Origin of the sequence: Pararhizobium sp. IMCC21322 (assembly GCF_030758295.1) — a bacterium.
In the GTDB taxonomy this organism is placed as follows: Bacteria; Pseudomonadota; Alphaproteobacteria; order Rhizobiales.
In genome coordinates this window covers 1,115,449-1,135,319 of sequence record NZ_CP132335.1, presented here as the reverse complement: position 1 = coordinate 1,135,319, position 19,871 = coordinate 1,115,449, and the positions used below count along the sequence as shown (strand labels likewise).

Genomic DNA, 19,871 nt, shown 5'->3' with positions numbered 1-19,871 from the left:
TAATTCTTTACGAAACGTCTGATTAGTAAAAGTAACGGACGCATATTCCATTGCAAGTTCTCTAGTTTGAAACACATGTCCTAGAGCAAAATGAGAAATTTCGTGGAAGATTACCTCTTCCACAGACATAAATCCATTCCGCCTCCCATTAGGATACCTAGAAGAAGTATCAATGGTGGCGAGCAGACCTCTATTTTGGGAAAACACTGCACTTCCAGGGGAACCCATGAAGCTGGCAGATTCCCGGACTTCCATGTAGGCAATCCCTCGGTCAGTCATCATCCGGTTGAGTTTGTCATACGAACCGGTTGATCGCACACGATTGACCGCGTCCTGAAAATCAGATGACCCAGTGATCTTTACTCTAACATCCGCAATATCCATCTTAAGTTACCTCAAACAAATTCCTGAAAATCTGACACGACACTCGTCTAATTCTGACTTATTTGCACTCTCTCGAACTGGAAAATATTGACTTGATATAAATACCTTAGCTAGTATTTCTCCGAGGGAGTTATGACAATGAGTGTCCTTATCCTGGCCGCCGAAATCATTGCATATGATAAATACGTGACACCCTTGGTTGTCGCATTTTGAACGGTCAAACAAGTAACTTAAAGAACCAACAACTGCTATTCGGGGATCGGACATTTCTAAAATTTCTTGATAAAATGGCGAACCATCGTTAGCCACAAAATCAGATACCTCTAACGCCGTTAATTCTGCGGTAGAAGTAAAAAAAATAAGTATTAGCGATAAGATCTTCAATTTTAATTTTGAGTTCATAGTTTTCACCGATCGTATTCAAGTGCATTTTCCGCATTAGATGATCCGTATAGCCGAACTGTTGCACCATCGCGTACGCCTGACGTCACGTTCTGTTTTTTTGCATACATCCCACGCCCTTTCGCAGCTTAGGTGGTCATCTTGATCTGCATTCCAGAGCCAACTCGCTTTTCATGATCAAGTCGAAACAACAGTATTTCACTCATATCAACCGCGCCCCATAGTTTCCACCATAGGCTTCAAACCCCATGCGCGTCAGCATTTTGTTGGTGCGTTCCGGTTCAATACCAGATGTGGAATGAATGTGGATTTCCTCGGCATCCTGCGATTTGGCCCATTCCGAAACGAGCCTCAGCAGCTTGACCCCCACCTTGCCACCCAAATACGTGCCGCGCACTTTGGCTGATACATATATCCCGTAGACCGTCACCATGCGCCCGCCAATGCCCAGATAATAATCCCCCACGCAGGCATGGAGCACCCCAATCGTTTTGCTTTTGTATTGAATGTAAATCAAGAACGTGTTGTGCGGATTGCTGAGTGCCTTGGTATAAAAGCGAATGAACTTTTCCTCCGAGAAAGGCAGGTGGGAAAAGCGGCCTTCAGCATGAAATTCGCAGACGATATCTCTGACATTCGGAATTTCATCGACATGTCTGGCCCGGTAAATAACCAACCCGTCCGATACGCTTGTGCCATGAGCAACCGGTTCAGTGTTACTCGAAGCCGCAGCCCCGGAAGAAACATCCTCCGCAGTTAAATCGTCACCCTCAGGCACGGTGATCTGCATTTCTGAATTCATATTAGGCCTCCATAATGGGCCAGATGCATTCCGGGACCTGCTGCCATCAATCCGCCTCCGCTATGCGATGTAACTCGGCATAAAGACCGTTTTGTGCCATCAATACGCTGTGGGTGCCGTCTTCAACCAATTGCCCCTGATCCATGACCAGAATGCGGTCCGCATTGCGCACCGTGGACAATCTATGGGCGATGATCAGCACCGTCCGCCCTTTTGAAATATGCTGTAAATTGCGCTGGAAAATACGTTCTGACTCATAGTCGAGCGCTGCTGTTGCCTCATCCAGTATGAGAATTTGCGGATTGGTGACCAGTGCCCTGGCAATTGCTATGCGTTGACGCTGCCCACCCGACAGATTTGAACCCCGTTCTTCGAGCTGAGTGTCATACCCCTTTGGCAGTTGCAGGATGAATTCGTGCGCGCCAGCGAATTCAGCTGCCTGAATGACAGCTTTCATCGGCATTGCCGGATTGGCAAGGGCGATGTTGTCTCTGACGGTTCTGTTGAAAAGAATGTTCTCCTGAAGAACCATCCCGATCTGCCGCCGCAGCCAGGAGGGATTCAACATCCCTATTTCTATGCCGTCCAGCAAAACACGACCGCTCTCGGGCATATGAAGCCGTTGTATCAATTTGGTGATGGTCGACTTGCCAGATCCGGAGCGCCCGACAAGTCCAATTGTCTGGCCAGGTTCTATTTTCAGAGACAGGTTTTTGAGTATTTCCGCTTCATCGGGTCGGTATCTGAAAGTGACATTTTTGAACTCAATTCCACCTTTCAGCGGCGGAAGGTTTTCAGGTGCAGAGTTGGTCAACTCTGTCTTCGTGTTGAGAATATCTCCAAGGCGCTGAATTGATATTCTGAACTGCTGAAAATCTTGCCAAAGCTGGGCCAACCTCAAAATGGGTTGGTTCACCTGACCAGCCAACATGTTAAATGCCACCAATTGGCCAACTGTCAGCTCTCCTGCCATCACAGCTTTCGCGCCAAGCCAGAGGATTAAACCCATCACAAGCTTGTTGATCAGCTGAACGAATTGCGAGCCAAAAGCGCCAAGGGTGATCGTGCGAAAAGATGCTTTCACATAGGCCGCCAGATTTTCATCCCAGCGATTATGCATCTGGGGTTCAACTGCCATTGATTTGAGCGTTTCCGCGCCAGAAATACTCTCCACCAAAAATGACTGGTTGGCAGCCCCTCGATAGAATTTTTCCTCAACCCGTCGGCGTAGCTCGGGCGTAATGGCAACAGAAAGCAGAACGTAGATGGGAACCGATGCCAGCACGATGAGCGTCAGTTGCGGTGAAAACACCCACATGACTGCGAAGAACACGAACGTGAACAACAGATCTATGACCACCGTCAGGGATGATGATGTAATAAAGTCCCTGACTGTCTGCAGTTCATGAACACGCGCAACGGTTTGCCCGGTAGGCCGGCTTTCAAAATAGCTGATTGGCAGTCCCAAGAGGTGCCGATAGAGCTGAGCGCCAAGCTGTACATCTACACGACTGGTTGTGTGGGAAAATATGTAGGTGCGCAGGAAGCCAAGAAGCGTGTCGAATACGGCAATGGCACCCAGGCCGATAATGAGAACATCCAGCGTTGTGATGCCCCTGTGGACCAGAACCTTGTCAACGACAACCTGGAAGAAAAGAGGCGTTATCAGCGCAAAGCACTGAATGAAGAACGACGCGACCAACACTTCGGTAAAGAGCTTGCGATATTTGTAAAGAACCGGAACAAACCAACGCATTCCAAATTGCAGGTCTGCAACCATTTGCCCGGCCCGCCGGGCGGCCAATACAAGGGTTCCGTTCCAAACCTTATTGAGATCTTCAATCGACAGGGTTTCTGGCGGCTGACCGGGGCTTTGGATCAAAGCTTTGTCGTTAGCAACCTTTGCGAGCACAAACCAGTCACCCTCATGGGTTGAAGCCAGTGCTGGAAGTGGAGATGAATGAAGCTTCTTAACACCGCTGAAAACGGACTTTGCCTTAAGCCCGTTCTGTCGTGCTGCGCGGACCATATTGATGACGCTCAGCTGACCCGTTTCATCAGAGAAATCATGTTGAATCTGATCAGGAGATGCTCGAATTTCATGAAAAGCCAACAACATAGCAAGACTTTGCGCACCGCTGCCACCAAGTGGAGCGTTGTCCGAACTTGGTTGGTTTTCTTCCCCCGAAGAAGCCACCCGATCAAGCATATATGTATTTTTTCCACGTTGCCTTTTACTATTTTTATCTAATCGGTATAGTTGAAATATTCTTTTTGCTCAACGAGTTTTTGGAGACAATTTTGTGACGGTGTGGAAAAGCTTCAATCAGAACTTGAAAAAATCTGATGAGCATGAGTTTCTACCAGCAGCTTTGGAGGTGCTGGAAACACCACCCTCCCGATCAGGGAGATACATGGCGTTTATCCTTGGTGGCTTCTTTGTATTTGCAGTGTTTTGGGCGACTTTAGGAACAATTGATATTGTGGTCATCGCGCAGGGACAAACTGTCCCCACTGGCAAAGTAAAAACGCTCCAAACGCTTGAAACTGGCGTGGTGCGCGCGGTTCACATCGAAGATGGTCAATATGTGGAAAAGGGCGATCTTGTTATTGAGATGGACCCTACAGAAACTGTCGCTAATTTGGATGCCCTTCAGGCCCAGTGGATACAGGCAAGTGTCGAAGCGGAACTGGGTGGAGCGCTTCTAAGAGAGGTTACTGGTGAGCTAAAACTCCCGGACAGTACGCCAAGCCTCATAAGAGCCAATACGCAGGTACTTTTGGCTGGCATGATGAATAGTCACTCTGCCGGGCTGAAATCAATTGAGGCCGAGATCGAGCGGCAAAAAAGTGCAATAACTTCGGCGCACATTCAAAAATCGATGCTTGAACAGAAATTGCCCTTGCTGCAGGAACGGTTGGCAGCGCAGGAAAACCTTCTCGCAAAAGGCATCACACAAAAACCACTCGTTCTGGAGCTGCGTGAGAGCCTTATTGAGGCATTGCATCAGCAACAGTTCGTTGAGGAAAGCGTGCACGAAGCTGAAGCTGCAATTGCCAGTCTGAGTGCCAAGCGTGCCGAAGCAGTTTCGACATATCGTTCAACCGCTGCGCAAAACCGGCATTCTGCATTGAACAAATTATCTTCTATCGAACAGGAATTAAAAAAAGCCGCTCAACGGCAGAAATATCGTGAACTACGTTCGCCCGTTACTGGGTTTGTAGACAAACTTTCCATTTCAACAATTGGAGCCGTTGTCGAGGCTGGCACCCAAGTTCTTACCGTCGTGCCAGCAGACACACCGCTTGAAATAGAAGCGCTCATTCTTAACAAGGATATTGGTTTTATTGAAGTTGGACAAATTGCTGAAATCAAACTCGAGGCCTTCCCATTCACACGATACGGTGTCCTTGATGGCAGGATAAGTTCAATTTCAAACGATGTGGCCATTGATGAAAGACTAGGGCCTGTTTATCGCGCGAAAGTTCAACTGGACGCACAATTCATTCGTATTGAGGGCAAGCAATTGTCGCTGAGCCCGGGCATGAACGCATCTACAGAGGTCAAAACCGGCAAAAGGCGCATTATAGAGTTCTTCCTGTCGCCGCTTCTGCGATACAGGGATGAAGCTATTCGGGAGAGATAGCGGCCACCAGCCCGGGATTAGTGCTTCGTGATGCCTGCTGGATTGCTATGGGCTCAATTGAGGTGCCAAATTGAGGCGGGGATGCAACGGGGGGCTCAGCCCCCTTGCCAAGTCGGTGTTGTATTACAACACACAGCTTGCGAATAGAGATAAGCGTTCGGGCATGGTCAAAGGGTTTCTTCGGTCAAGGTTCCAAATTTGGGTCAAGTAGGTTCAATCCGATCTGATTTGATCAAATGAATTGTGTCTGGAAAATGGGAGTTTCGGCCCGTAGCTGCCGATTGTTGCTGACTTGGCACGTTCGTCGAAGTAGTCATCCGCTGCTATCGCGAAGACTTTTCGAAGCAGATAGCAACAATGGGCACTTTTTGCACTTCGCTTACTGACTCAGTTAAGCAGCCTGCTTTGTGATCCAAACAGCATATTACCTCGATAGCGCGACCTATTGAGCGTCAAATGCTCAGCGCCCATTATCACCATCGAGAAGCGGACGGTTTTGCAAACCGCGAATGTAGGGTAACAAACTTGAAGGAAAGTCGTTTGGGTCCGCGTCTGGCGTAATATAGCCATGCAAACCAAGATCTTGGATAAATTTTTCTCTCTGCTCTGACCTAATATACGGTAATAAACTAGGTGGATAATCACCTGGGTTCGCATCTGGTGTAAGGTAACCTAATTCACCCAAAACACTCTGATAGTTCGCTGCAGCTGACCGGAGACGCGCTAACTGTTCGCCTGTTGGCCCACCCCCTCCGCTGCCACTTCCACCATTGAGATTGAAGTCTTCGAGCTTGCTCCCTTGCAGTGTTGCCTGAGCGCTCTTTAGCGCTTCGGGCCGTGTTGTTTCGACACGCGTGACACTCGGCGCCCCTGCACTAAGTTCTGATACCATCACTTCATCCAGATTAAGCTTCGGCAATAAATAACTAAAGTCAGGCTCCAATGCATTGCCAACGGCTGGTTCCACCACTGCGACGACCGGACGATGATCTGCTGTATCGCTGTTATCCGGAAAATCTCCATCACGTACGTACACAAACGACTCATACAACCAGTTTTTTGCTTCGCCACCTGCAAACACAAAATCCAAAATGGAGTCTGGATATTGATCGATAATGTCGCCTGACCACGAGGTATCGGCTCGGTTGGCGGGTTCGAGCCAGCTGAAATATCCGCTATCCAATAAGGCGCTATAACCGCCATTGTGAGAGTCGTTGGTCACATTGTAGTCGAAGTTGAAGTCACCAAAGGCTATGACGGGTTCTGAATTTTCAGCCGCCCATTCCGCCAGACGTCGAGCCTGCAATTCACGGACATCAGAGTTACCCCGCGCCAAATGCACCAGCACAGCTACAAAGGTAACATCTCTGGTCTTGTCTTTAAATGTGACCGCGAGTGGAAATCTAGTTCTGACAGAGCTCAGACCGAAATCGAGCTCCTGACTGTTGATGACATCAAAGCGATCTGCATTGAAAATCATACCCATACGCAGCCACCCCCCTGATCGAGTGAAAATATATTGGTAACTGATATCTTCGTCCGCCGCTGCCATAGTTGCGTAGACTTGCATGGCAGATTCACTGTGCACCTCAGTTAGGCCAAAGATGTCGATGCCATTGAAATCATCCCTCAATTGCGTCGCAATGATCGCACCATCACTCCCATTTTGCGGTTCACGGCCGCCAAAGTCGTAGTCTTCAACGTTCCATGCAACAAATGAAACGGGTTCACTGTGAGCGCTACTAATAAAAGTTAAAGCTAGTAACATTAAAGATAGTATCAGCTTCATGATTTCACCTTTTTCGCTATCGCCGATAATCAATGCACAGATAAAAATCAAGCAAATGACCAGCAACTAGTTGTCGTCATTCAACGGGCGCCATGTGTGTGTCGCAGCTTTACAAGGGTGACCCAAAATTACCCTAAGCCGCCTTACATTATGATGCAAGTAAAACGGGCGTTTATAGAACCTTGCAGCCTATGATATCGTGACAGCTTCCGCGATGAGTGCCTCATCATAACTCTGTTCTCATCATTCGGCGAAGTGCGAATTAAAATCACCGCATGGAAAGTGACGTGCCCCCTTAAAGCGTCCTCATTTTTGGTTAGAGTTTTCCTGGTAGGGAGAGGAGTGGGAAGGCATCAAAGCATCCAAGTTCACGAGTGCGCAGAAGGCGCTCATCATCAGGCAAGGCAAAAAGGTACGTCTGTCGTAGAGATCTGCCGCAAAGCTGCGATCAATACCGCCGAACAAGCCGTTTGCACAGTCGGAAGAAGTGTTAGACTGGAATTCGAACTAACTGAATGCTTCCTCTGTGGGTCGGCAAATTTTCTGGCTGAACGCATAACCGTCTCGACAGCTAATCTTGAACCAACCATATTCTTCCCGAGCCATGGGCAATTCAATTCGTCACTACTACTCAGTAAAAACAACTTTCGTTCAAGCAAGGTTGACATTGGCCTACGGGACCATTGTATCCTGGAGTATAAACAAAACCTGCACTTTGATTGCCTACGCAAAAGCGCTGTCCTGTTAAACCTTGCATTTCAAAAACGCAACCGGGCACAGAAGGCGGAAATCGTCTCCCAACGAGCATTCCATTTTGCGAAATGGACATCACTTGGTTTGATGATGTTACCACGACGTATTCGCCTTGCACGACACATCGATCTGTGAAAGATCCACCGCCTACCGTAGCTGCCATGTTGTTCTGGGCGACAGGGCGATTGATCGCGAGAGGACCAAACGGAGTGTTAATGTTCACTGGTGCGGAGAGGCTATTTTTTACCCCTGCAAACGACATCGCGGGCTGCACCATCGCGTTATTCGAATTGATTTTCTGCCAATAGTTTTTAGCATAGCCACCTGCCTGCTCGGCCTCAGCCTCAACCTTACCATGGTTTATGAGATATCGATATGCGAATAAATCTACTCCCCATTCCGAATACTGATAAACATGATAGAGTTCGTGAGCTAACAATTCAATCTGGGAAGCGTTTTGTAATTCCGGCTCCTGAAAGAAGACTATTACATCATCTAACGTAACCGCATCTTGATCTCCAAATTTATCAATAATTCCAGGCAAAGACATTTTTACGGAGCCGACCGTATATCTTGCACGATCAAGCACATGACGAGGAATTATTGGTGTGAGAACTTTTTTAATATCATCAGGAAGCGGTAGAGCTGCATCGATATGTTTATTGCGTGCATCTCGTATGGCGGCAGCCAATGGCATCGCGATTATGATAGCAGGGTCTCGACCCTGCAATATTGCTGCGCCAGCATCCACGGAAGTAAATCCGAACTCTCTGACCAGTCTATTTGGGCCTGTCCCTATTTGATAAATTACCTTTCCAACGTCACCACCAATACTTTCGGCCAACTTTTCAAAAGTTTGATCCGGAATATTTGTTACGTCTCGTGTCACCTGATTGACCATCTGAACAACTTCACCCGTTCCGGTTGCAGCTGTTTGTGCATCATTCATAATGCCCGTAATGGCCTCGTCCGGTGTTTTCTTTCCTCTAACGACATCAATGGCGGCTTGAGTCGGAACCGTAACCTTCGCTACGTCCTTTGCAACATCGACTGCTTTGTCAACGACATCAGACACAATAGGAATACGGAAACCTGCCATTGTGTTTTGGGACAAAAATATAGAAATTGATGCAATAAAGAAAACTATTGTTTTACGCATGTAACCCCCAACCGAAAACTATGGTTCATATTCAATATACCACAATTGCGAATTTTTTTGAAGAATGCAACTGAAGGTGGTCGGTGTTCAGACCAATTGCAACGTTTTAAATCGTCGGGCTAGACGGGATGCAACGGAAGAGCGCCAGCGTCTCCCTTGCCATATACGTAATGTCTGACATTACGTATATGCGCTCTGCGTTAATCGTTCTTCTCTTCCTAATCTCTTCGCTTTGCACCAATGTTGGCCCGTTGCGTATTCGGTTCCCGTAACCCCATTATTTTCTTGCAGAACCACGTGCATGAAGGCAATCGGGAATGAAGTTTTTCTAAAATGGAGTTTCTTATGCACTGAGCGAAATTCCCCGACCGGGAGCTATCGCAACGCAAAAAAGACGTTTGTGGGCGGAAAGCAGTCATTGGCTGCGCATTGCGCAAACGGTCAATTTGCGGGCAAAATTTAATATCATCCGGTTGGTTTTTAAATCCGGTTTCCTTTTTTAAACAAGGGGGACTTCTGCCTTTCAGTGTCAATATTAAGGATGCCATCTAATCATAGTTCCTCACTTCGGTAGAGCAGGTTCAGAATAGATCGAACACCTCCGACGCAACATAAATAGCCCCAAATACGATAGCAACTGGCACTAGACCTTTCAGAAAATTGAAGAAAAGTACGGCTAGAATCGGCAAGCCCTCACTACGCAAGTTATCCGCAATATCAACTAGCTGATCTTTGGAATACTCCTCCTGACTCTCTCTTCCTATTCCGTAACCAACGATTGCCGAAGTACTGAAGATCAAAGCTTCAAGGCCCCATAAGATGAGGAGAAATGTCCCGGTAATAGTTATGCCAGAGTCGGTTGCGAGGCTCCCGAAATCTTTGAAAAACTCGAAGCTTGATTCGAGCGAGCTCAAATAGATTTCCTCAATAATTTTAATCGGACCCGATGAAAATATTTTCAGAGCACCGTCTAGCCCCCACAATATGAAAAAATATGTAAACCAAATTGCACTTACGTTTAGAATAGTAGTTACAAGGCAAACACTAAGTCGAAAAAGGCTGCTACCCTTCATTGCGGACTGGAAAGCGATAATGGTTACACAAGCTATAACCATAGGCACTATGGTGCCAAATATTATGATTGGGAAAAAATACGCTGCAACGGTGTAGCCAGCACTTGCAATAGCACCAACGATGAGGGCAACAAAAGCTGTGCCATAGCTATTTCTTCCTGGCAATTTTTATCTCCTAATTAAATGCTGTAATCATTTATGCAGATTAGTAGCCGTTGATGCATTGCACAGCAGTCGTATGAGGCTCCTTGCGGTCTTTTGCTGCAGATAACACAAAGTCACCTTTAGGCCGTTATGCTGACACTAACGCCTATTGACCAAACGAATTCCGACTGGAAAATGATCACTGACACCCCTCCCAGAAACGGGATCGAAGCGTCTGGGTTCAATGTATCCCTTGTCGTCCTCATCAACCATTATCTGTTCGCTTTGAACCACTAGGGTGCTGAAGCTACCCAAATCCGCGAACCAGTTTTTCGCGGACGGTCTGGTTGGACTGAGCTCTGAAGATACAATGATCATGTCCAGAAAAGACCATGTATTCCAATTGTCAATTGAGCGTTCGATAAACTTGCTTGATCCAGGCGCTCTGCAGCCGCTGCTGATCAGCGGTGAAGCATACCAGCCGTTGCGCACGAGCAAGCGTGTAAAGGCGTCACTGGGCGCTTCAACGCAGTTTATGTTGAAGTCACCTGCTGCGATTGCCAATGAGTTTGCCGGTAGAGTCTTGACGATTTCATTCAGATTTTGAAACGCTTTGATTCGGCATATGAATGGACTTCTGCCTGATGGAAAGTGAACCCCGAAAACATGAAGAGGTTCACCGTCTGGAAGTTCAAAGCTTGCTTGCACAATGTCACGTGTTTTCCCACAGGTCCTTTCATCATTACCAAAGTCAATTGTGTGAGCAACTGGATCTCCCACGACTGGAAACTTGCTGAGGATGCCAACATCAATTCCTCTGCTATCTGGCTCATCGCTGCTATCGAGTTGTACGATGTTGTAGTTTTCGCTGGACAACTCCTGTTGGGTCAAATCCAGCAAAACCTGTTTGTTCTCTGTTTCGGAGATGACGATTATGTCTGGGGTCGCGGGCATGGCCTTCAGTACATCGCCATATCTTTTTAGTTTTTGGTTATAGGTCGCAAGGCTCCAATCAAGTGTTTTGCACTGCTTTGCGTAGAATGAACCGCTGCCGTTGTATTGATCGCACTTTTGATCATGCGAGGGTTGCATGATGGCCTTTACGCTCAATGGCAAATAAGTGTCATCACGCGGATTGTCGATGTCGTCGATTGTGTCGAACAAATTCTCTGCATTAAATGCGACAATATCAATGGTGTCTTTCGCGAAACTCGAATGCGTCCCACCAATGGTCATTGCTAAAATGATCATTAAAGAGCTTGTAACTTTCATGTCTTTCTCCCTCAGGATTGTGGCAATTCGGTTTCTGGAAAACATTTGGTTCTAGAAGTCACGTTTTGGGGCATCACTGTCTCGCCCGATAGTCAGCGATCATTTGCAATGATACATCACGCGGATAACAGAGCGGTGAAGCCCCGCCCGGGCGTGAGTACGCGCTACGACCACCACAGCGCCGTCCAGCCCTGTCGGTATTGTAGGGGCAAGGGCAGTTTCCAGAGTAATAGGCTTTCGATCTGTCGATCAAAATTTGTGCTATTGCCGCCTCCGACAATTGCTGGGTTCGGCGGATTGGTTGTTGGTTTTTGGGTTCCAGTGTCACCGTGACCATTGGAGATCGGTTGGGTGTCAGATATCCACTGTAGACCCAGCCTTCATATCTCGCGCCCCGGATAAACGACCATTCACCTGCCGTCTTTGTAACCGAGACGGCTTCATCTTGTTTGACTGTCCAAATGACCTTGTCGGTTTTGCTGGGTCCATTTCGGACATTAAGTCTCGACGCGTCCACATACATGGTGCGACCGCCGATTGCGGGAGATGAGGGTGATGAAGGCGGCGCCGATCTTACTATATCGAATTTCGGTGGTTTAGGGGATTCAGTTTCTCTCGTATTTCTGATCGGCTGCTGGGGCGAGTTCGGACTTGATATTCCAATCTCAATCGAGCTGGGAAGAGGATTATCTGTGGATCGAGAGGGCAATGTGGAATCGGGGCTGTTATCTTGCGAGAGCCACGCAATAGCAACCAATCCAAACACCCATGGCCAAACTGATTTCTTTCTAGCCATACTCAACCTCCCGATGCAACTTTGAATAAATTTTCAAAGGCATGTCAATGGGTGGTAGAATTATCGGAGCGCATTGCGCTATGCGGTATTTCTTCTTTCTCGGCTCATTTCCACTTTCGTTGCGGTCATGACCCGTCGCAAATTTGGTTCACGGGGCTCTAATGTTTTCTTGCAAATCCATATGAGCGAAGCCAATCGGGAATAGAGCTTTTCTAAATTCAAGTGTCTTTACCAAGAAGGGAAATTCTCTGGCCATACCTATTGCAACGCAACAAACGGCGAAGTTGGGCGAAAACTGGACTTTCGCTGCGGATGCGAAGTCAAGGCAGATCCTGGATGAGAGGAGACATTGGCTTGCAATCTACTGAACGACATTTTTAGCTTTCCATGCACTCTCGATTGAGTAGGAGGCAACGCCAAGACTAACCAACGCCTTGTTCTTTTGCTTTATCTCTTTTCTTCTTGATTTTTTCATTAGCGCGTTGCTCGAAGAATTTATATTTTTCTCCCAGCTTGCCCATGAGTGCTTTCTGGAGCTCTTTCGCCTTGGAAGGCGACTTTGGTAGGTGAGGGTGACCAATGAGTTCCATCCAGCGTTCAAAAAATACCTTATCGAAGCCTTCCTTGTCAGGCCGTTTTGAACAAGCTAGCTCATGCAAGCTAACAACCGAAGTATCTGTCCCGTCATGACTAAGTTTCTTTCGCCATTTTTGAGCTTCATCGGGTTCTTTGACGCCTGAAGCGTTGTGAACTAGCCAATTGGGGACAGTATCTTGCACCAAACTGTCCAGAGCTACGGTTGCGTCTCTGCCCGGCTTCATCTTGTTTCTTATCAAATCAACAAATGAACTTGGCACGAACACTGTTTGTGATTTAGTGGCATTTCTTGTGAATTCGTGGGCTTCACCCTGAAGAGTTCTGGTGAGTTTCCCTTTCATCGTGAAGTTTCGCCTAGCGAACTCATCGTCGGCTTCGTGAACAAAAAGTGACTGTTTTGGAAGGACATCAACTATCTCTTGTGCGATAGTCCAGTCGTCAGTTCCCCCGTAGCGAGCAAGAGCAAACTGGGGATTGTAAGCCCGCAAAAACATTGGAATGTTGAGAATCATTCCGTCAGAGCAGTGCAACCACTTGGGGCGATGACCTCGCCAATATTTACCTTGCTCAAAGCCTGCGTACTTGGGGAACGTGCTTTGCTTTTTGATCGATAGATGCCAAAGACAGGAGAACAGAAGCTCATCAGTGACCTCTGTTGCCAACTCACTCTGAAATGGCATTTCGTTTCCGGCGTACGTGTTTCTCTGCAGGTTTAACGGGAATGAACCAGACTTGTCCCCGATTGAGAGGGCGGGGGTACTAAAAATGACGGTCCTCAGTATTATCCCGGCGTTGTTGCTTTCGCCTGATACTAATTGGTCTGCGAAAGTGCCCGAAACCCGAATTTGATTGACTGAGAGAGCTGGCTTCCCGCTTTCATATGACCAATTTATTTCGTAATCATCGGTGTCAAAGTAATTCCAACCTCCCTCAAATGAACTGACCTTCGTAGGTAGAAAGCACTTCTCGTCCCATGGGATGTTCTTGCCATCAACTGTATAGTTTAGGCTTGGTTCTCGGCCAAAATACTGGCTTATCCCGTGATACAGGTCAACTCCTCGTCCTTGGGTATCGCCGAGAAGTTGGCCGACTTGATTTTGGAGGTGTTTTGGTACCTTTATTCTTATTTTTGTTCCGACAGCACAGGCAACTTTCACAACGTTTATCGAGGTTGTCTCAATGCTGGCTGAAAACCGAAGCCCATTTTCGGTAGGTTCAGAATAATGTCGAGTGTCTACCTCGATTTCTTCACCGATCAAAAAAGCTGCGAGCGCGCCAACGCCGAAACGCCCACTTCTCTGGACGCGAATAGTACCGTCGGCTTTTTCGAATTGCTCCTTCCAAACGTCTGAGCTTCTAAATGAGGCCCCAGCTTTTAAGAAGTAGTTTTTTACAATGTCGGCGGTCATTCCGACACCTCGGTCCGTGATTGTGATTTCAACAATGTTGGGAATGAGATGCTCACGACTTTCGCCGTCTTGCACAAAGTCCACTTGCACGTCAGCTGATATGTCAGTTCGACCTTTGGTTGGTTCGATTGAACCTTCATCGACCAGGCTGTCTAACTCTTTGACTGCATCGGTCGCGTTCTGGACCAGTTCGCGAAGACCAACTGTGATGTCATTGGCATAGAGTGGTCCCACAAGTAGTTTTAAGAGTTCGCTTCCCGCTGTTGTAAACGCGATTTGCTCCGGAAGATAAGCTACAGTTTGGGAGAAGTCCTCGACATCATCAATGTTTGACCTCAGTCTACGTATTTTGAGGCCAAGCTTGTTCAGCCCACTATGTGCATGAAGGCCATAAACTTCGCCGAGTACGGCCCAAGACATATCGAGTTCGCGTTGAAGGTCGCGTATCCAGAACTCCAACCGCAAGAATGTGTCGATGTCTTGCGGATGGGCAATAATGTCGATTGCCTCAGGGTCGGCGATGTTGGTTATGTCTGTAACGCATTGATGAACAGACCATTCCCGAGACGAGACGGGACTCTTTAACTTTGAAACGTCCGTTTTAGCGGAAGGTGCTCTTGCGCTTTGAATTTGCAGGTAATCTGCGACCCTGAGAAGAGCCATGAGGAAGACAGGATGCGCAGAGCGCGTCTCAATCTTATTGTTGTAGTGCTTTTCCAGATACGAAAAGGTGTCTCGAAGAGACATGCCGTGACTACGAGCAATTAGTCCACTGATGTCATTCAGAAATCTGTCTTGGTCAGAGGTGTTGTTGCAGAATTGGATGAGAGTTCCGTCTTTGGAGGGCATTCCGGACAAGGCAATTTCATGCGCTAAGCGCGGGTGGTGTCGTCGAAGGAACTCACCAACTAGCAGTATGTCAAACTCGTCCCATGGTTCGCTGAACGAGGGGAACGCAGTTACTGGTTCGTAATTTGAGCCGAATAGCGCTTCCAGTTTCTTGGCATCAAAACGTTTGGCTTCAGCCAGAAAGGAGACCCAAAGCTCATTCCAAGGTAAATCGCCGAAATCCTCAATGGGAACCATCGGGCTTTTCGCACTTACCAGCGTCTCAAACCCGTCCTTTGTAAGGTGCATACCTAGGTCGTGCAGCATGACTGATGTAGTCAGGGCGGCAAAGTCGAGGTCGGTCATGAGTTCCAAGGATTTGTCGGTTGCTAGGTCAACCGCCGTTTCCAGAACCGCCTCAAAGTGAGTGACATCATGGTCGGTATATTCTGGAAAAAACACCAATTTGTTTGAAACGATATGGTCAGAAATTCGAGCAACTGAACTTTTGACGTATCCGTCGAGCGCATGGTTGCTGTTGATCCGTTCTAGAATGACTTCGCTAATTCTCATTTTTATAAATCCTTGGAGCTGCACCCTTAGATTTAGTCATAAGATTTAGATTTTCCAATCGCAAGGTCCCTTGTGAGATCGGACTTATTCTTTCGATATGCGTGCAATAGTCTTTATGGACGTGGCCTTCTCCAGCTTCACCAGCTAGCCCGACCGAAAACTTCCGGCTTGTCTTTAGCATTGTACTATAGCCTGAGGACTCATGCATTGGCACGACAGGATGAATGTCCGCAAACCGGAGTGCTGTTGCAGCATCACCACCTTTCCCCAGTGGCCGGTATGGGCCGAGGTTGTCTGCGCTCAATTAAATCTGGCATCTATTGCCCACATCCGATTTGATGCAGGTTCGAGTGAGAGGCAGGCAAAGGGAAGCATCCATTATGTCACCTAGCGACAAAATCTGGTTGTTGGATGAAGTTGTGTCGACGGCCACCGCGTCCTGGCGCATCTACATCGCGGCGTACGACAAATTCTCTGTTTGGCCAGTAGAGCGACAAGACAGCCCAGAGTACAATGGATATGCAACTATTAGGGCCCTGCTTAGCCATAGTTTTATGTCTGCTTGTTATGCGTCTGTGGAGTCAGGAAAACGTTCTTACTCGATGCACCATGCCATCAACGACCCGGACCTGATCGTCTCGCCATTGGCCAAAATGGAGTGCGAAAACTGCCTCGGTTTGAGGACCAAGATCGCGACATACCGCAACAATGTAACGGCGCACGTCAACACCAAGAGGAAGCAGGCGGAGTGGGCCAATTTCGCGAACATAAAAAACGGCGAAATCGACGTTTTTCTGCGAAGTGCCAGAACCGTTGTGGAAGAGCTAGGCAAGTCAAATCTGGGTGTTCATTTTTTGGCTAGTTCTCGAATGACCTTCCAGAAAAATTTCCGCGAGTTTTGTCGTGTAATGCAATACTAAGGCAGATGGCCCCTCCTAAGAGTTATAATCGGATGTCTCCTTTGACGGGCCGCACCGCAGCATAACGAACCGATATCATGAGCAACTTAGGGCCGATAGTGTTGAAAAAGTCCGTTACCGAAATTCGCAGCCAATTTTTTAGAATTTGATCCCTGCCTTCGCGGTTGACCGAAATTGAATTTCATTCTGAACTTGACTGCGGAATGCGGTGCTACAAGTCTGGCGTTGATTGTCGATAGGCGGAGCTTTTCAACACTATCGGCCGAAAGTACCAATGAAGGTATGGTAACTTCGGATGGAGAGCGGAAGTTCGTTGCGCCGTGAGCAAACGGCGGCTATTGCCCGGCCCAAGGTCGGATTAGGGGCGAGCCTGCTACCAGATCAGCCCCCTGAGCGTTTTCGGTATTCTTCTGCGACGGCTGAATTGAAACTTAGAATTCCCTTCCAAGGCTCATCATCGACGCTGACGCCATCTGGCACGGCCTTTTCAAACAGCATGTTTTGATACTCGTAAATCTGAGCTACGAGCTCGCCGATTGGCTGGGACTCGTCCCCGGTCACTGAGTCAAACTCAATCACCTGCGCCAATTCAGGCAACGAGATGGTCTGGTCCTGAAGCTGGCGCAACAAGACGCCTTGAGCCTGAAAGTGTGGTGGATAGGTGCGTGGTGTAAGATATGAATCGACGTCCCAGTTTACACCCAAGAAGTTTCTCATTGTTTTTTGAGGCCCCACCGATGCACTAGTCTTCACGTCTGCTTGCAAAATTGGTTGCACCAACTCAATTGAAGCCTTGTGCATTCTAGGGTGAAGTACGGGATGCTCGATGTGCTTGTTCATCTCGAAATCAGCCAATTTATGAGCGCCCATGAAATCACCTACACTTATGTACTCACAGCGTGTTGGGTACGGGAATCCTGCCCGTTCGGAGAAGATGAAATCGGCTGAAATGTTGACCAGAAGTATGCTGTTGATTTTTAGGCCAAAACATATGGGCGCGTTATGGAACACAAGGCTCTCTACGCCGAATGCGTTTAGACCCATCTTGTCTGTATCAATTGAGTGAACTGCAAGGTATCGATCCTTCCGACCGATCCTTTCCTTGATATGAAAATTGGGATCTATACCAGTCGGGTTTCCTTGGAGAATATGGTAGTTCAGCCAAAGCCCGACCCGAACTTTGTCCATCCAGTCCATTAACGAAATGTAGTTTTCGACGGAAACGCCCTCACGGCGGAGCAACGCTTGGATGATCGGTTTGATCTGACCTTCGAGGCCAGAAAACTCGTCGTTGCAGGTTGTGCACGACGGCATCGTCAAGCTGTTCCATGAAAACTCAATGTGCTGCTTCGTTCTATAATTGAAACACATTTTCACAACGCGTTTTGGGTCACCAGTTTCTTTCAAAAGCCACTGTGGCAAAACGTGCTCTTTGTTCTTATTTTCTGGTGGGTTTCCACAAAATACACAGAACTTTGACACAAGCATGCTCCCAATTGAACGCATTCTGAAATGGCCTTGACAATAAATCTTCGTACCGGCCCAAACCATACCCTGACAAGCGGATTCTGCATATTTACGATGCCCCCTTATGAAGCGGACACTAACGCGGCACTCCTCGCAGCAACCATACAAAATTCGCCACATGCTGACCGAGGACGCCGTTCAGGGCCCAAACAAGTAAACGCAACTCGTGGGATTGAAGCCTACTTGAGTACCATTTACGAATGTCTGGAAACGGGTTCGCAGTCGCAAAATGCGAACGATGCATCGAAGGTCGGGAATGGGCCGAGGCTGTGTAAAAACACCATCTTGGAAAACTCTGATAGAACGCCATTCCCCTGCTCAACCCCAGACAAAACATGCATTTCGCCAACACTCGTGAAATCACTCAAATCCGGAAATTCATTCTAGCTGCTCTGAAGAATTTTGAGTTTTCACACAGCCTCGGCCGGAAACGTCGACCCTGGTCGGCTGTGAGCGCCGCCAAATGTTGCACCGCATCAGGCCGCAATGAGCCCAAAAATACAAAACTGCGCACGCCGCAAACTGACCAACTCGGCATTGATCCAACTCAATGTCAGACCCATCATGGTGCAATCTCATGTCTAGTATTGCGCTCATTATATAATGGCTTTTTACATGCTATATGATAATGCATATTTTCATATCTAAATTGATAGATTGTTAAAGAGAATCAAATGCTGGACGGAATACTCAATCCGCAATTGTTTGAGGCGATAAGAGATCATACAGGTTTGACGACATTGGCAATGTTGCTAATTGCTGGTCTCGCGTTGGCTTTACTGAAAGGCGCTCCTGTAGTTATTCGCGTAGCTCTGCTACTCGTAATTGTCGCAATCTACGTAGCAGTTATTTTTCTTCCCATAAACGGCGAGATAGCTCCCCTCGTACCTCCTGAAGAAAATACGCCGACTACCGCACCGGAATGTGAGGAGCGACGTGTGTTGGCTGCTGAAGAAACATACTGGAGCGATACAAACAGAAACGTCGGAATTAGCCTCGGCGGCGGTGGGACAATGCCTGTTAATAGGGCTTTTTTGAATATCGACAAGAATTGCAATATCTATCTCCGCTATTCAGCAGGAGCGCGGTCTGGCAATCAGAAATTTCCTACCAACGGCAATGCCCCGTGGGTTCTAATCTCTATTTTCGACAAGGCTGGTAATCCGATGAAAGACAAAAGCGGGAGCTATATTGATAAGAAAAACACTGAATCCGTCGCTATAATTAGTGATTGCGGGGGCTCTATGTACGCTACTAAAGCAATTGATTTTATTGATAAATCCGACTTGGATAACATTGATAACTTTGACTTGTCCATGTCCGGCGTCAACCCACAGAGTTGTTGATTATTATGAGAATTCTGCGTTTGTAGTCGTTTTTCTCGTTAGTGATGTTTGCAACCTTCAGATAGCGACAGGCTTTGAAGGTCTCAAAAGTCCGCATTGCGGTCGTCTGACCCAGTTATTGTTCGCAAATGCGGCGAATGACTGCAATCGGGGGAGCTGATCTTGCCCGACGAACGGCAGGAATGGGCCGAAAGTGTTCAGGCAATTCTGATTGTCTCGTAGGATGCTGCGGTATTTTCTTTTGTGCCAGGAGATGTTGTGTCGTGAGGCGCATCAAGCATGGGTCATGGATCACCAAGTTTCACGGTGCGCCATGTCTGGATATGTTTGACTTCATCGGGTCGGCGAAGTTTCAAATGTCCGTAATCGCCCATTGCAGGAAAGCGCAATGTCACATTGATATAATCTGTTTTACCACATTTCGAGCACGGAAACGGGACGTTGCGGGCG

The 19,871-nt window shown here is 47.6% G+C and carries 13 protein-coding genes; 4 read left to right on the top strand and 9 right to left on the bottom strand.

The window, feature by feature from the left end:
* Positions 1 to 988 precede the first annotated feature (988 nt).
* Together RAL91_RS05615 and RAL91_RS05610 are read right to left on the bottom strand one after the other, a co-directional pair.
* Complete coding sequence (locus RAL91_RS05615; protein ID WP_306260411.1) at positions 989 to 1,588, bottom strand: hypothetical protein; 600 nt, start codon at positions 1,586 to 1,588, stop codon at positions 989 to 991.
* Between the two features lie 46 nt (positions 1,589 to 1,634).
* The gene (locus RAL91_RS05610; RefSeq protein WP_306260409.1) at positions 1,635 to 3,797 is read right to left on the bottom strand and encodes a type I secretion system permease/ATPase; all 2,163 of its coding nucleotides are present in this window, start codon (positions 3,795 to 3,797) and stop codon (positions 1,635 to 1,637) included.
* Positions 3,798 to 3,891: 94 nt separating this feature from the next.
* On the opposite strand from RAL91_RS05610, the gene RAL91_RS05605 reads away from it, so the two are divergent.
* Positions 3,892 to 5,235, top strand: coding sequence for an HlyD family type I secretion periplasmic adaptor subunit (locus RAL91_RS05605; protein WP_306260407.1), 1,344 nt, complete (start codon positions 3,892 to 3,894; stop codon positions 5,233 to 5,235).
* Between the two features lie 460 nt (positions 5,236 to 5,695).
* On the opposite strand, the gene RAL91_RS05600 is transcribed toward RAL91_RS05605, so the two are convergent.
* The 5 genes from RAL91_RS05600 to RAL91_RS25020 form a co-directional block, all read right to left on the bottom strand.
* Positions 5,696 to 7,090 carry an endonuclease/exonuclease/phosphatase family protein gene (locus RAL91_RS05600; protein WP_306260405.1) on the bottom strand — a complete coding sequence of 465 codons (1,395 nt, stop codon included), beginning with the start codon at positions 7,088 to 7,090 and terminating at the stop codon, positions 5,696 to 5,698.
* Between the two features lie 565 nt (positions 7,091 to 7,655).
* Positions 7,656 to 8,936 carry a DUF4157 domain-containing protein gene (locus RAL91_RS05595; protein ID WP_306260403.1) on the bottom strand — a complete coding sequence of 427 codons (1,281 nt, stop codon included), beginning with the start codon at positions 8,934 to 8,936 and terminating at the stop codon, positions 7,656 to 7,658.
* Between the two features lie 581 nt (positions 8,937 to 9,517).
* Positions 9,518 to 10,174, bottom strand: coding sequence for a hypothetical protein (locus RAL91_RS05590; protein WP_306260401.1), 657 nt, complete (start codon positions 10,172 to 10,174; stop codon positions 9,518 to 9,520).
* Between the two features lie 138 nt (positions 10,175 to 10,312).
* On the bottom strand, positions 10,313 to 11,425 hold the full coding sequence (locus RAL91_RS05585; protein WP_306260399.1) for an endonuclease/exonuclease/phosphatase family protein: 1,113 nt from the start codon (positions 11,423 to 11,425) through the stop codon (positions 10,313 to 10,315).
* Positions 11,426 to 11,498: 73 nt separating this feature from the next.
* Entirely contained in the window at positions 11,499 to 11,948 is a 450-nt protein-coding gene (locus RAL91_RS25020) for an SH3 domain-containing protein (protein ID WP_371932484.1), read from the bottom strand.
* On the opposite strand from RAL91_RS25020, the gene RAL91_RS05580 reads away from it, so the two are divergent.
* Entirely contained in the window at positions 11,887 to 12,246 is a 360-nt protein-coding gene (locus tag RAL91_RS05580) for a hypothetical protein (RefSeq protein WP_306260397.1), read from the top strand. The two genes, RAL91_RS25020 and RAL91_RS05580, sit on opposite strands and share 62 nt — an antisense overlap.
* Before the next feature lie 397 nt (positions 12,247 to 12,643).
* Here RAL91_RS05580 and RAL91_RS05575 read toward each other — a convergent pair whose 3' ends face one another.
* Complete coding sequence (locus RAL91_RS05575) at positions 12,644 to 15,628, bottom strand: ATP-binding protein (protein WP_306260396.1); 2,985 nt, start codon at positions 15,626 to 15,628, stop codon at positions 12,644 to 12,646.
* Positions 15,629 to 16,008: 380 nt separating this feature from the next.
* Here RAL91_RS05575 and RAL91_RS05570 point away from each other — a divergent pair, with 380 nt between their 5' ends.
* Positions 16,009 to 16,548, top strand: a complete 540-nt coding sequence (locus tag RAL91_RS05570) for a hypothetical protein (RefSeq protein WP_306260395.1) — start codon at positions 16,009 to 16,011, stop codon at positions 16,546 to 16,548.
* 381 nt (positions 16,549 to 16,929) lie between these two features.
* On the opposite strand, the gene RAL91_RS05565 is transcribed toward RAL91_RS05570, so the two are convergent.
* Positions 16,930 to 18,054, bottom strand: coding sequence for a hypothetical protein (locus RAL91_RS05565; protein WP_306260393.1), 1,125 nt, complete (start codon positions 18,052 to 18,054; stop codon positions 16,930 to 16,932).
* Between the two features lie 695 nt (positions 18,055 to 18,749).
* Here RAL91_RS05565 and RAL91_RS05560 point away from each other — a divergent pair.
* Positions 18,750 to 19,421 (top strand): hypothetical protein, encoded by a 672-nt coding sequence (locus RAL91_RS05560; protein ID WP_306260392.1) that lies wholly within the window; start codon positions 18,750 to 18,752, stop codon positions 19,419 to 19,421.
* Positions 19,422 to 19,871 lie beyond the last annotated feature (450 nt).